Source organism: Rathayibacter rhapontici (assembly GCF_001995175.1).
GTDB lineage: Bacteria > Actinomycetota > Actinomycetes > Actinomycetales > Microbacteriaceae > Rathayibacter.
The window spans coordinates 23,210-36,540 of the sequence record NZ_MUKN01000014.1 but is presented as its reverse complement, the minus strand read 5'-3'; the positions used below and the strand labels follow the sequence as shown (position 1 = coordinate 36,540).

Below are 13,331 nucleotides of genomic sequence, written 5' to 3'. Positions count from 1 at the left end.
TCCCGTGCCCGACTGGTCGCGGTTCCTCCCGCTGAGCGCTCGGCCCGACGTCGACGAGTCGGGGGTCAGCAACGACTGGCGCCCCCTCGTCGCCGATCGGCTCGATCGCCTCGCGGTACTGGCCGCCTCCCCCTCCTTCCTGGAGGAGGAGGCGGCCGGTGCCGTCTCCGCCCCGTCCGCCTCTCCTCCCTCCGCCGCCGCCGTGCTCGGCGAGCTCGTCGTGCGGCTCTCGAGCAGCACCGGCCAGCGCCTCGCCACCCGCGTCGGCGCTCGGGAGGCGAGCACCCCTCCCCCGGCCGAGGAGATCCCCCGTGCTCTCGCGGCGCTCGCGTCGGCGCGGCGCTCCGGCTCCGGCTCCCGCGGCGTGGCCGACCTGGTCGACGTCGTCCGGGTCGAGCTGAGCCTCGTCACCGGTGTCGACCTGCCGCCCCGCGTCTCGGGCGCGATCGCGATGGAGCGGATGCAGCGCGCGCCGCTCCCGATCCGCGCCGCGATCCGCGGCCGCTCGCTCGTCGCGACCGACGCGGGCTGGGAGCTGGGCCTCGGCCCGGCCGTCCGCGCGCCGGCCGAGGTGCTGCTGCGCTTCCTCCTCGGGCTCGGTCCGTTCCCGGACGCACCGCCTGCCGACGCGTAGGGCGGAGCCGTCCGCCCCTCGCCGCGAACTCCCCCGTACGATCTGCAGGCCTCCGCACGATCTGCAGGCCCGCGCACGATCTGCAGGGGACTGTGCGATTCGCAGGGCAGTGTTCGATCTGCAGGGGATGTGCGCCCGGCGCTAGGGCGTCAAGCGGAGGAATCCGCTTGCCGGCCCGGATCCCCTGCGAATCGTGCACCCTTCCTCTCCGGTCTCGCGCCTTGCTCCAGCGGGCCCGGAGGGAGGGGTTGTCCGATCTGCAGGGCAGTGTCCGATCTGCAGGAGATCTGCGCCCCGCGCGGCGGTCTCAAGCGGAGGAATCCGCTTGCCGGCCCGGATCCCCTGCAGATCGTGCACCGTCCCTCCCGTCTCGCGGCTCATTCCGGCAGGCCCGAAGGGATTGCACGGTCTGCGGGCCTCCGCACGGTCTGCAGGGGAATGTGCGGTCTGCAGGGGATGTGCGCTCGGCGCGACGGCAGCAGGCGGAGGAATCCGTTTGCCGGCCCGGATCCCCTGCACATCGTGCACCGACCGCTCCGAGCCCGCACACGGCCGACCTCCGGCCCGGAGACCAGGACGTCGGACCGCGCCCGTAGCATCGGGGCATGAACCGCTCGCTGCCGAGAAGCTCACCGTCCGCCCGCGGAGTGGACGCCGCCGGCGTCCTCGCGCTCATCGACTCCCTCGAGGAGGCGCCCGGCATCGAGCTGCACGGGCTCGTGCTGGTGCGCGGCGGCAGCGTCGTCGCCGAGGGCTGGTGGGCGCCCTACTCGGCCGAGCGGCTGCACCTGCTCTACTCCTACTCGAAGAGCTTCACGGCGACGGCGGTCGGCCTGGCCGTCGCCGAGGGGCTCGTCGACCTCGACGCCACCGTGCTCTCGTACTTCCCCGAGCTCGACGCCCAGGTGACGGATCCGCGCTCGCGCGCGATCCGCGTGCGCCACGTGCTCGCGATGGCCAGCGGGCACCGCGAGGAGACGATCGACCGCGCGCGGGCGATCGATCCGGTCGACATGGTCCGGGGCTTCCTCCTGGTGCCGCCCGACGAGGAGCCGGGCGGGCTCTTCGCCTACAACCAGCCGTGCACCTTCGCGGCGGCCGCGATCGTGCAGCGGGTGAGCGGCGAGTCGCTGGTCGACTTCCTCCGGCCGCGGCTGCTGGATCCGCTGGGGATCGGCGAGGTCGCCTGGCTGCGCGACGCCTCCGGTCGCGAGATCGGCTACAGCGGGCTGCACGCCACGACCGAGGCCGCTGCGGCGCTCGGACTGCTCTACCTGCAGGAGGGGCGCTGGGACTCGGAGCAGCTGCTGCAGCCCGAGTGGGTGGCGGAGGCCTCGACCGCGCAGGTCCCGACCTCGCAGGAGGAGAGCGCCGACTGGAGCGGGGGCTACGGGTTCCAGTTCTGGCGCTCGACGCACGGCTACCGGGCCGACGGCGCCTACGGGCAGTTCGGCCTCGTGCTGCCCGAGCACGACGCGGTGCTCGCGATCACCGGGCAGACGACCGGCACCGAGGGCCTGCTCGCGCGGGTGTGGGAGCACCTGCTGCCGGCGCTCCTGCCGGAGGGCGCCGTCGCCCCGACCGGGGCGGAGGAGGCGCTCGCGACGCGCCTCGGCGCTCTCGGCCTCCCTCCGCTCGCCCCTGCCGCCGTCGACGTCGCGCCCGGCCGCTACCGGCCGTCGCACTCGGACGTCCTCTCGCTGACCGGCCTCGAGCTCTCGGTCGAGGCGCGGGCTGGACGCTCGCGCTGATCGAGGGCGAGGACCGGCTGCTCGTCGCACCGGGATCCGGGGAGTGGACGACGACGGACGTCCTCGCGGCGAGCGCCGGCCGCGGCAGCGACGGCGGGCTGCTCGTCGACGTGCTGTTCCTCGAGACGCCGCACCGGCTGCACCTCGTGCTCGACGCCGACGCCGCGACGTTCACCGCGCGCTGGGCGACGGAGCCGCTGCACGGCGGTCCCCTGCGCGAGCTCCGCGCGCCGCGCTGAGGTCGAGAGGGACCGACTCCCCCCCCTCGTGCGTGTTGACGTCGCCATGTACGGTGGAACGCAGGAATGTTTGCGTGAACACCCGTGAAGTCCCCGTGCAAAGGAGCACAGCATGACGTCTCGAATCAGACCGTTCGGATGGGCGGTGACGGCACTCGTCGTCACCGGTCTCCTGGGAGCAGGAGCGCCCGCCGTCGCGGCGCCGCTCGCGAGCGCGGTGGTGACCGATCCCGCCGACGGAGTGCCGCGCGCGGATCCGCCGCCCGTGTACGACTCCTTCCCCGCGATCCAGGATCCGGGCCGGAGCGCGGCCGGCTACTTCCAGCCGAGCTGGTACGACACCGACGGACGCCACATCCAGGCGCACGGCGGGCAGATCGTCACGGTGCAGGAGGACGGCGCCGACGTGCACTACTGGTACGGCGAGGACCGCACGAAGGGCTACTACAACTCCCCCGGAGTCGCCGTGTACCGCTCGACCGACGGGATGAACTGGGAGAACCGCGGCACGGCGCTGCGCAGCGTCCAGGCACCCGAGGAGCTCGAGCAGCCCTACTTCGACGCCCTCTACGACACCGTCGACGACCAGGGAGTGCCGCGCGCCGACCGCATCGCCGAGATCGACTACCACCTCGACACGAACCAGACCTCGCCCAACACCGCGATCTTCGAGCGCCCGAAGGTGCTCTACAACGAGGCGAACGACCAGTGGGTGATGTGGTGGCACTCCGACGGCCGCATCACGCCGGGCGGCAGCACCTACGCGCGCTCGATGGCCGCGGTCGCGGTGTCGGACAGCCCGACCGGTCCGTTCACGATGACCGGCGCCTACCGCCTCTACAACCGCACCGACTACAAGGCGTGCATCTCGGCTGCCGTGCCGGGTCAGGCCCGCGACATGACCGTCTTCCAGGACGAGGACGGCACCGCGTACATCTCCTACTCCTCCGAGGAGAACCGGAGCCTGTACATCGCCAAGCTCGACGCCGACTACACGAACGTCGAGCGCACGACGACCACGGACACCCTGGACGCGAACCAGTACTCGGCCGACGGGCGGTACCCGTACGTCTTCGCCGACGGGACCCCCGGCGCTCCGGTGCGCGGGACCGACTTCCAGATCGTGAAGGAGTGCGGCGTGCTCGAGGCGCCCGCGATCTTCGCCGAGGGCGGGAAGTACTACACGCTCGCCTCGGGCGCGACCGGATGGGCGCCGAACCCGCAGACCTACTACACGGCCGACAGCGTGCTCGGGCCGTGGATCCGCGGCGTCCAGGCCGGCGACCCCTACGAGAACGTGCCGTACAACCAGATCCCCGAGGGCGGCGACGGCCTCCTCTCGGTCGGCGACGGCCGCAAGACCACCTTCGGCTCGCAGTCGACGGACGTCCTGACCCTCGGCGCCGGGAAGCACGTGTACATGGGCGACCGGTGGAACGACGGCGCCGCCGACTCGAACTACGTCTGGCTGCCGATGACCATCGGCGAGAACGGGCGCCTCGAGATGCGCAATCCCGCCGTCGAGGACCCGGCGCGCTGGGCCGACGGCTGGGACGCGTCCTACTGGGACGACAAGGGCGTCGGAGCCGGCCTCTGGTCGGTCGTCGACGACCGCCTCCCCGACACCGTCACCCGCGCGGCCGACATCGGCGCGAAGCTGCCTGCGACGGTCTCGGTCCGCTCCCCCGGCGGCACGCGCGACGTGGCCGTCGAGTGGGAGCCGACGGGGCCCAACGTCCTGGGCACCCTCCGCGTCACGGGAGTGCTGGCCGGCGACGCCGAGTACTCGGACGGGCGCCGCTTCACCCGCACCATCGAGGTGGCCGAGCCCGGGATCGCGAACCTCGCGCGCCTGGCGACCGTGACGACGACGAGCCGGTCGGACCTCGCTCCGAAGCTCGTCGACGGCGACCTGAAGGGCAAGGGCTGGGACGACTGGACCTCCACCGGGTACCCGCGCGACAGCCGCCTGACCTTCACCTGGGGCTCGCCGCAGGACCTCGACTCGCTCACCGTGCACACCTACAAGGACGGCGCGGCGAGCTGGCCCTCGCGGATCGAGGTCGAGTACCAGGTCGACGGCGCCTGGCGCACGTCGACCGTCGCGGCGACCCTGACCCAGGTCGCGACCGACGCGGCTCCGACCGTGGCGCTGGATCTCTCGTCCCTCCCCGACACCGCGGCCGTGCGCCTGCACCTCACCAGTGCGGCGAACACCTGGCAGTCCATCTCGGAGGTCGAGATCTGGGGCGACGCGCCCCCGGTCAACCTGTGCCGGATGCCGGGCTCGAGCGTGAGCGCGTCGTTCAGCCAGACGGAGTGGGCGACCCTGCCCGCGGCGAACGCCTGCGACGGGAACGCGGCGACCGCCTGGTCGACGTGGTCGAGTGCACCGCTGCGGAGCAGCGCCGACTTCACGCTGACCACCGCGGCGTCCCACCGCGTCGACCGGGTGACGTTCACCAACATCGAGGGCACGATCGCCTCGGCGAGCGTGGCGTACCGCGGGACGGACGGCGTGTGGCGCCCGACCACCGCGCAGACCGCTCCGGTCGCGGCGAACGGGGCGGCCACCACGCTGACGTTCGGCGCGGTCGCGGCGACGGGGCTGCGGATCACCTTCGCGACTCCGGACTCGTTCGTGAAGATCACCGAGATCGTGGTGCCGGAGGCCGCCGCGCCGGCGGTCGTCGCCCCTGTCAGCGTCACCAGCCGCTGCGTCGCGAAGAAGGCGGTCCTGACGGTCACCACGGCGAACGGCTCGGCGATGCCGATCGACGTGACCGTCCGCTCCGCCTACGGCGAGAAGGCGTTCACCCAGGTCGCCGTCGGAGCGAACGCGACCCACGCGTTCTCGACGCGCCAAGCCACCGCACCGGCCGGTCAGGTGGTCGTGACCGCGGTCGGCGGCGGTCAGACGCTCGAGCAGACCGTCGCCTACCCGGCGCGGAGCTGCTGAGCCGGGCACGTGCACAGGGAGCCCCGGTCGGGTGGACGTCGTCCCCCGACCGGGGCTCCCGTGCGTTCCGGTGCGATCGGCGTGCACCGGACGAGGGGTCTCGGAGACGACCTCCGCGCTGGTACGAAGGACTCGCCGCTCGCAGTGCCGCTCGGCAGAACCAGGAACCACGCGTGATCCGCTCCGCCCGCACGGCCGCCCTCGCCGCCGCCGCCCCGACCGCCGGCCTGGTGCTGGCGCTCCTCTTCGCCACTGCCGCGGCCGCTCCGGAGGCCGCGCCGCAGACCCCCGAGACGGCCGTGGCCGAGCCGTCCCGACCCCGACCGCCGCCCCGACGGCGACGCCGGGCGCGATCGAGCCGACCCGGAGCAAGCGCTCGGGCTCGGCCGACGCCGTCGGCGGCGTCTCGGCGGAGCGCCTCGAGGTCGCCGGCCCCGAGGAGGGCCCGGGTCCGCAGGGGTCCGCGCCGCAGGGATCCGCGCCGCTGCCCTCCGACGCGCCGGCCCCCCTCCCCTCCTCCGCTGCGCCGGAACCCGAGGAGCAGTCGTCGGGCGGAGTGGACGTCGGCGTCGCGATCGATCCCCCGGTCGACGGCGGCGCACTGACCATGACCGTCGCGGGCGACGCGGCCGCGCTGGTCGAGTCCGGCTCGACCGCCAGCGTGCGCCGCTTCCTCGGAACGCTGCCGACCGTCACGGTGCGCGACACCCGCGATCCCGCCGCGGTCCCGGAGGGAGCGGACTGGTCCGTGCTCGGCACCGCCGCCGATCTCGCGGGCGAGGACGGGCAGCCGGCGCTCGGGGTCGAGCACCTGGGCTGGGCGCCCCGCCTGCTCGAGGGCGAGGGACCCGTCGTCGCCGGGCCGGCCACCCGGACCGCGCTCGACGGCGGTCCGGAGGGCTCCCGCGCGGGCCTCGTCTCGGCCCCGCTGCTCGCGCTGGCCGACGGCGCCTCCGCGCGGCCCGGACGGTGGACCGCGGACGCCGAGCTGGTGCTGCGCACCGCGGCGTCCGTCCGCCCGGGCGGCTACGCCTCCGTCGTCACCCTCTCGCTCTTCGAGTGAGCGCGGCTCGCCGCCGCCCGTGATCGAGTCGTAGGCTGATCCGACCGCTGCAGGCGGATCGGTCACGATCGATCCGCTTCGATCACACTCGAGCACTCGGGACGAGACATGTCGACGACGACCGCCCAGCCCTTCACCGGCCCCCTCCGCCGCCGCTTCGGCGCCGCCCTCGAAGCGCAGGCACTGGTCCCCCTCCTGGCCGCCGCCCGACTCCCCCTGGGGTCGCTCGAGCACGGGCCGACCCTCGAGGCGCTGCGGCACCGTGCTGAGGAGGACCTCGGCACGCCCTGGCCGCAGCCGCTGCTCTCGCACTCCGCGCGCTACGCCCGCGACGGCAACCGGACCGACTACGAGGGCCGCGTCGGCGAGCGCCAGCGCCGCCTCACCCGCGCCGCGGTGCTCGCGGCGGCCACCGGCGAGCAGGACTGGCTCGACGAGACGGCCGACGGCGTGCAGCTGCTGTGCGAGCAGAGCAGCTGGAGCTGGGCGGCGCACGACGACGCGCTGCCCCTGCTCGGCCGGGTCGTCCCTCCGATCGACCGCCCCTACCTGGACCTCGGGGCGGGCGAGGTGGTCGGGCAGCTGGCGTGGATCGACGCCCTGCTCGGCGAGGCGCTCGCCCGACGGGCCCCGGGCCTGCGCGAGCGGATGCGCGCCGAGACACGCGCGCGCGTGATCCGGCCGTTCCTCGACCGGCGGGACTGGCACTGGCTCGGGCTCGACGGCGACGTGCACAACTGGAACCCCTGGATCCACGGCAACGTGCTGCTCGCCGCCGTCGCGCTCGTCGACGACCCGGAGGAGCGGGCCGACGTCGTCGCGCTGGTGCTCGAGGGGCTCGACCGGTTCCTCGACTCGCTGCCGGCGGACGGCGCGATCGACGAGGGGTTCGCCTACTGGTGGAACGGCGCCGGTCGCGCCCTCGAGACCCTGGAGCTGCTCGCCGAGGCGACCGACGGCGTCCTCGACGCCTCCGAGCTGCCCGTCGTGCGGCAGGCCGTGCGGTTCCCCCACCGGATGCACCTCGGCGGTGCGTGGTACGCGAACGTCGCCGACGGGCCGGCGCGCGCCTCCGACACCCTGCCCTGGCACGTGCTGCACCGCTGGGGTCGGCGGATCGGCGACCGGGACGTGATCGCGCACGCGGCCGCGCAGCGCCGGCCGGCCGAGCCGCTGGCCGATCCGGCGGCCGGACTCGGGCGCCTCGTCCGCGCCCTCTTAGACCGGCAGTGGATCGCGGCGGAGCCGGGGCCCGCGCCGCTCGTCTCCCCCACCTGGCTGCCGTCGGTGCAGGTCCTCCTGACGCGCGAGCACCCCGGCGGCGTCGAGGGGCTCGGCCTCGTCGTCAAGGGCGGGCACAACGGCGAGCACCACAACCACCTCGACGTCGGCAGCGTGATCGTGGCGCTGGACGGCGTGCCCGTGCTCGTCGACGCGGGCCAGCCGACGTACACGTCGCAGACCTTCGGCCCCGAGCGCTACGGGATCCGCGCGATGCAGAGCCGGTGGCACTCCGCTCCCGCACCGTGGGGACTCGAGCAGGGGGTCGGCCGCGGCTACGGCGCGTCCGACGTCTCGTCGGGGCCGGCCGGGCTGCTGCTCGAGCTCGCCACCGCCTACCCTCTGCCGGCCGGATCGAGCCTGAGACGCCGAGCCCGGCGCGACGGGGCGCAGGTGCTCGTGGAGGACGAGTGGCGCCTGCCGCGCCCCGCGACCGCCGAGGTCGACGGTGTCGCCGTGCACCTGCTGATCGCGGGCCGGGTGGACCTGCGGGACGGCGCCGCGGTCGTGACTCCGCTCGAGGGGACGCGGCGGCTGAGGCTGGAGTGGACCCCTGCAGAGGCGGAGACCGAGGAGTGGCTGCTCGAGGACCCGCTGCTGGAGGCGAGCTGGGGGGAGCGGCTGACCCGGCTCACGCTGACCGTGCCCTCCAGCGGTCCGGAGGTCTTCGAGGGCTCGCTGCTCGTCACGGCGTCGGTGGCCTGAGCGCTCGGGACGGCCGCCCGGGTCGGGACGGACGTTCGGCGTCACCGGTCGGGAATGCGCTTGCCCCCGGTCGACCCGCGGTCCTACACTCTGGTAAACGCTTTCCGCCCGGCCCGTCGGCCGATCGGGGCACCGCACAGCAGAAGGGCCTCCCGTGTCAGAGTCGACCACCCCCGCCACCACCTCCGCCGAACCGCGGACCCTCGGCATCATCATGAACGGCGTCTCGGGCCGCATGGGATACCGCCAGCACCTCGTCCGCTCGATCCTCGCGATCCGCGAGCAGGGCGGCGTGCTGCTCTCGGACGGCACCCGCGTGCAGCTCGAGCCGCTGCTCGTCGGCCGCAGCGAGGCCAAGCTCGCCGAGCTCGCCGCGAAGCACGGCCTGCAGCACTGGACGACCGACCTCGATGCCGCGCTGGCCGACCCGAAGTGGCAGATCTACGCCGACTTCCTGGTCACCAAGGCCCGCGTCCCCGCGCTGAAGAAGGCCATCGCCGCCGGCAAGGACATCTACACCGAGAAGCCCACCGCCGAGAGCTACGCCGAGGCGCTCGAGATCGCCGAGCTGGCCAAGGAGGCCGGCATCAAGAACGGCGTCGTGCACGACAAGCTCTACCTGCCCGGTCTGCAGAAGCTCAAGCGCCTGATCGACTCCGGCTTCTTCGGCCGCATCCTCTCGGTCCGCGGCGAGTTCGGCTACTGGGTCTTCGAGGGCGACTGGCAGGACGCCCAGCGCCCCAGCTGGAACTACCGCAAGGAGGACGGCGGCGGCATCATCGTCGACATGTTCCCGCACTGGAACTACGTGCTCGAGAACCTGTTCGGCGCCGTCGAGGGCGTCTACGCCAAGGCCGCGACCCACATCCCGGTGCGCGTGGACGAGAACGGCGACGAGTACACCGCCACCGCCGACGACGCGGCCTACGCGATCTTCGACGTCGCGGGCGGCGCGACCGTGCAGCTGAACTCCTCCTGGGCCGTGCGCGTGAACCGGCCGGAGCTCGTGGAGTTCCAGGTCGACGGCACCCTCGGCAGCGCGGTCGTCGGACTCTTCGGCGCCAAGGTGCAGCCGCGAGTCGCGACGCCCAAGCCGACCTGGAACCCCGACCTGCCCGAGCAGCACGACTACGCCGGGGACTGGCAGGAGCTGCCCGTCAACGACGTCTTCGAGAACGGCTTCAAGACGCAGTGGGAGGAGTTCATCCGCCACGTGGTCGAGAACGGCCCGCACCCCTACGACTTCTTCGCCGGCGCCCGCGGCGTCCGCCTCGCCGAGCTCGGCCTCGAGTCGGCTCGCGAGGGCCGCCGCATCGACGTCGCCGCGCTCGACGCCGAGGCCGACGAGCAGGCCCTCGCCGCCACGTCCGCCGAGGTCGCTCCGTGACCGACGTCACCCTGCTCGCCGCGGACGGATCGCTCCGCACGCACACCGTCTCACCCGCGCCGGACCTCGTGCGCCCCCGCCGTCCGCTGGGCGCGCGGGTGGCCTACGCGGCCGCGCACGTCGTCCCGGTCACCTGGGCCGAGAACACTCCCGGGAGCCCCGCGCGCGTCGACTGGGACGCGACGCTCGCGTTCCGGCACCACGTCTGGTCGTGGGGCCTCGGAGTCGCCGACGCGATGGACACCGCCCAGCGCAACATGGGCATGGACTGGGCCGCGACCACCGAGCTCATCCGCCGCAGCGGCGCCGAGGCGGCCTCGGTCGGCGGCGACGTCGTGGTCGGCGTGAACACCGACCAGCTGACCGACGACGTCGTGCCGCTCGAGCGCGTCATCGACGCGTACCTCGAGCAGCTCGAGGTCGCGGAGGACGCCGGGGTCGGCGTGGTGCTGATGGCCAGCCGCCACCTCGCCCGCGCCGCGCAGTCGGGCGAGGACTACGAGCGCGTCTACCGCGCAGTGCTCGAGCGGGCGTCGCGCCCGGTCGTGCTGCACTGGCTCGGACCGGCGTTCGACTCCGTTCTCACCGGCTACTTCGGCAGCGAGGACGTCGCGACCGCGTCCGACACGGTCGTCCGCATCATCGAGGACAACCTCGCGAAGGTGCGCGGCATCAAGATGTCGCTGCTCGACGCGGACGCCGAGATCGCCGTGCGCGCGCGCCTCCCGTTCGGCGCGACGCTCTTCACGGGCGACGACTTCAACTACGTCGGCCTGATCGAGGGCGGGCAGGACGCCGACGGCGAGGTGCGCCACTCCGACGCCCTCCTCGGCGCGTTCGCCGCCTTCGCACCCAACGCCTCCGCCGCGATCCAGGCGCTCGACGCCGACGACGTCGAGGCCTACCGCCGCATCCTCCAGCCCACCGAGGCGCTCGCGCGCCAGGTCTTCGCGGCGCCCACGCAGTACTACAAGACCGGAGTGGCGTTCCTCTCGTGGCTGAACGGCCACCAGACCGCGTTCGCGATGGTCGGCGGACTGCACTCGGCGCGGTCGCTGCCGCACCTCTCCGAGATCGTGCGGCTGGCCGACGAGGCCGGAGCGCTCGAGCGCCCGGAGCTCGCCGCCGCCCGCTGGACGGGCCTGCTCGCCGTGAACGGCGTCGACGCGCTCCGGACGGTGCTCGCATGACCGCGCTCGACCCGGTGCTGCGCGCCGACGCGACCACCGTTCATCCGCGGCTCTCGCTGAACCAGGCGACCATCAAGTACGCGGACCTGCGCGAGGCGCTCGACGTGACCGCGCGGGCCGGCTACTCCTCGATCGGCCTCTGGCGCGAGCCCGTGGCCGAGGCGGGGGTCGCGGAGGCGATGCGCCTGGTCGCCGAGAGCGGCCTGCGGGTCTCGAGCCTGTGCCGGGGCGGCTTCTTCACCGTGCCGGAGGGACCGGACCGACGCGCCGCCCTCGACGAGAACCGCCGGGCCGTCGACGAGGCGTCCGCGCTGGGGGCACCGGCGCTGGTCCTCGTCGCGGGCGGCCTGCCTGCCGGCTCTCGCGACCTCGTCGGCGCGCGCGCCCGGGTCTCGGAGGCGCTGGCCGAACTGGCCGACTACGCGCGCGGCTCCGGAGTGCAGCTGGCGATCGAGCCGCTGCACCCGATGTACGCGTCCGACCGCGCCGTGGTCTCGACGCTCGGGCAGGCGCTCGACCTCGCCGCCCCCTTCGAGGCGGCCGCGGTCGGCGTCGTGGTCGACACGTTCCACGTCTGGTGGGACCCGCAGGTGGTGCCGCAGATCCTGCGCGCCGGCGCGGAGGGGCGCATCGCCTCCTACCAGGTGTGCGACTGGGCGACTCCGCTCGCCGCCGACGTGCTGCTCTCGCGCCACTACGTGGGCGAGGGGGTCATCGACTTCGGCCTGCTCACGCGGACGGTGGTCGAGGCCGGCTACACGGGCGACATCGAGGTCGAGATCTTCCACCAGGAGGTCTGGGACACGGCGTACGCGGACGTCGCGGCGAAGGTCGCGGCGGGCTTCGCGGAGCACGTGGCCCCGCACCTCTGACGCGCCGCCGGCGCGCCGCTCAGGCCTCGGCGAGCGCCAGCGTGACGACGAGCGCCGAGTGGACCGTCGGCTCCGAGACCGCGAAGTAGCGCTCGGAGCGTCGATCCAGGCCTCGGTCGCGCCTTCGCGGGTGCGGAAGCGCACCGCCTCGTCGATGTCCGTGCCGCGACCGTCGGCCTTGGCGACGGCCTGTGCGCGGAGACCCTCGAGCACCTGCTCGGCGCTCTCCTGCCCGGAGGCGATGCGCTCGCGCACGACGCGGGTGCGGGCGGCGTCGATGCCGACGTCGCGACCCGTGGCGAGCGCCGCCACGACGGCCCCCTCGCAGTGGGCGATGCTGATGCGCATCCGCCCGAGGGCGGGGTGCTCCCCGGCGAGGACGGGGCGGCCGTGCGGTCCGCCGCAGCGCGCGCACCGGGCCTCCACCGCGATCTCGAGCGGATCGATGCCGAGCGTCTCGGCGGCGAGCTCGCGCACGAGCACCCGGCCCAGGAGGAAGCTGTCGCGCGCCTCGCGGCGACCGGTGGCCTCGAAGCGCAGGCGCTCGGCGAGGGTGAGGAGGCGGAGCATCCGGTGCCGCGAGGAGTCGAGCACCTCGGGGCGCGCCCAGCGCAACTGGACGTCGTCGGTGGCGAGGAGGGGGAGTCCGGTCATGGACCGCACGGTACGGGGCGCAGGCGTCCTCGACGTGTCGTCCGGGTGGCGGGGAGGAGACGTGCGGTCGTGCTCACCTGCTGCCGTCGGGGCTGTCGCCGCGGGGGCTCGTCGCGGCCCCGCTCCCTCGTGTTGACTGGAGCGGATGCAGACGTTCCTCCCGTTCCCCGACTTCCACGCGAGTGCCCGCTCCCTCGACGACCGGCGCCTGGGCAAGCAGCGCGTCGAGACGCTGCAGGTGATGAAGGCGCTCACCGTGGCGGGCTACGGCTGGCAGCACCACCCGGTCACGGCGATGTGGCGGGGCTACCGCCCCGCGCTGATGGAGTACCAGCGCGAGACCTGCGCCGTCTGGACGGAGCGGGGGTTCGCCGACACCTGCCTCGTCAAGACGATGGCCGTGCTCGAGACGGTGCCGGAGGACGCCGAGGCGTACCTGCTCGGCGGCTTCCCGGTGCCGCCGTGGCTGGGCCGGGAGGACCTGCACCGCTCGCACCGCTCGAAGCTGCTCGCGAAGGCGCCCGAGTTCTACGCGCCGCGCTTCCCCGGCACTCCCGACGACCTCGACTACGTCTGGCCCGTCGCGACATCCTGAG

General features: G+C 73.9%; 10 protein-coding genes. All 10 read left to right on the top strand.

The annotated features are described in order from the left end of the window. The first annotated feature begins 4 nt into the window (after positions 1-4). The 10 genes from B0T42_RS06395 (at position 5) to B0T42_RS06355 (ending at position 13,330) form a co-directional block, all read left to right on the top strand. Positions 5-634, top strand: a complete 630-nt coding sequence (locus B0T42_RS06395; protein ID WP_077222410.1) for a hypothetical protein — start codon at positions 5-7, stop codon at positions 632-634. A 605-nt stretch (positions 635-1,239) separates the two neighbouring features. Continuing rightward, positions 1,240-2,385, top strand: a complete 1,146-nt coding sequence (locus B0T42_RS06390) for a serine hydrolase domain-containing protein (RefSeq protein WP_201788497.1) — start codon at positions 1,240-1,242, stop codon at positions 2,383-2,385. 110 nt (positions 2,386-2,495) lie between these two features. Then, complete coding sequence (locus tag B0T42_RS21920; protein ID WP_269087506.1) at positions 2,496-2,624, top strand: hypothetical protein; 129 nt, start codon at positions 2,496-2,498, stop codon at positions 2,622-2,624. A gap of 112 nt (positions 2,625-2,736) precedes the next feature. Continuing rightward, positions 2,737-5,583 (top strand): discoidin domain-containing protein, encoded by a 2,847-nt coding sequence (locus tag B0T42_RS06385; protein WP_077222409.1) that lies wholly within the window; start codon positions 2,737-2,739, stop codon positions 5,581-5,583. A 556-nt stretch (positions 5,584-6,139) separates the two neighbouring features. Further along, positions 6,140-6,646 carry a hypothetical protein gene (locus B0T42_RS06380; protein ID WP_094742691.1) on the top strand — a complete coding sequence of 169 codons (507 nt, stop codon included), beginning with the start codon at positions 6,140-6,142 and terminating at the stop codon, positions 6,644-6,646. A gap of 108 nt (positions 6,647-6,754) precedes the next feature. Further along, on the top strand, positions 6,755-8,632 hold the full coding sequence (locus tag B0T42_RS06375) for a heparinase II/III family protein (protein WP_077222408.1): 1,878 nt from the start codon (positions 6,755-6,757) through the stop codon (positions 8,630-8,632). A gap of 214 nt (positions 8,633-8,846) precedes the next feature. Then, positions 8,847-10,019 carry a Gfo/Idh/MocA family protein gene (locus B0T42_RS06370; protein WP_077222430.1) on the top strand — a complete coding sequence of 391 codons (1,173 nt, stop codon included), beginning with the start codon at positions 8,847-8,849 and terminating at the stop codon, positions 10,017-10,019. After that, on the top strand, positions 10,016-11,209 hold the full coding sequence (locus B0T42_RS06365) for a DUF993 family protein (RefSeq protein ID WP_077222407.1): 1,194 nt from the start codon (positions 10,016-10,018) through the stop codon (positions 11,207-11,209). Before B0T42_RS06370 ends, B0T42_RS06365 begins: the two co-directional genes overlap by 4 nt. Next, positions 11,206-12,081: a sugar phosphate isomerase/epimerase family protein gene (locus B0T42_RS06360; RefSeq protein WP_077222406.1), complete on the top strand. Its 876-nt coding sequence runs from the start codon at positions 11,206-11,208 to the stop codon at positions 12,079-12,081. The genes B0T42_RS06365 and B0T42_RS06360 overlap by 4 nt, the downstream gene beginning before the upstream one ends. 799 nt (positions 12,082-12,880) lie before the next feature. Beyond that, complete coding sequence (locus B0T42_RS06355; RefSeq protein ID WP_077222405.1) at positions 12,881-13,330, top strand: MSMEG_6728 family protein; 450 nt, start codon at positions 12,881-12,883, stop codon at positions 13,328-13,330. Position 13,331: the final 1 nt, after the last annotated feature.

What these genes read in the sequence shown, in the direction of transcription:
- B0T42_RS06390 (WP_201788497.1), top strand. Translation starts at nt 1,240, where the DNA reads ATGAACCGCTCGCTGCCGAGAAGCTCACCGTCCGCCCGCGGAGTGGAC.
- B0T42_RS06355 (WP_077222405.1), top strand. Translation starts at nt 12,881, where the DNA reads ATGCAGACGTTCCTCCCGTTCCCCGACTTCCACGCGAGTGCCCGCTCC.
- B0T42_RS06375 (WP_077222408.1), top strand. Translation starts at nt 6,755, where the DNA reads ATGTCGACGACGACCGCCCAGCCCTTCACCGGCCCCCTCCGCCGCCGC.
- B0T42_RS06370 (WP_077222430.1), top strand. Translation starts at nt 8,847, where the DNA reads ATGAACGGCGTCTCGGGCCGCATGGGATACCGCCAGCACCTCGTCCGC.
- B0T42_RS06385 (WP_077222409.1), top strand. Translation starts at nt 2,737, where the DNA reads ATGACGTCTCGAATCAGACCGTTCGGATGGGCGGTGACGGCACTCGTC.
- B0T42_RS06360 (WP_077222406.1), top strand. Translation starts at nt 11,206, where the DNA reads ATGACCGCGCTCGACCCGGTGCTGCGCGCCGACGCGACCACCGTTCAT.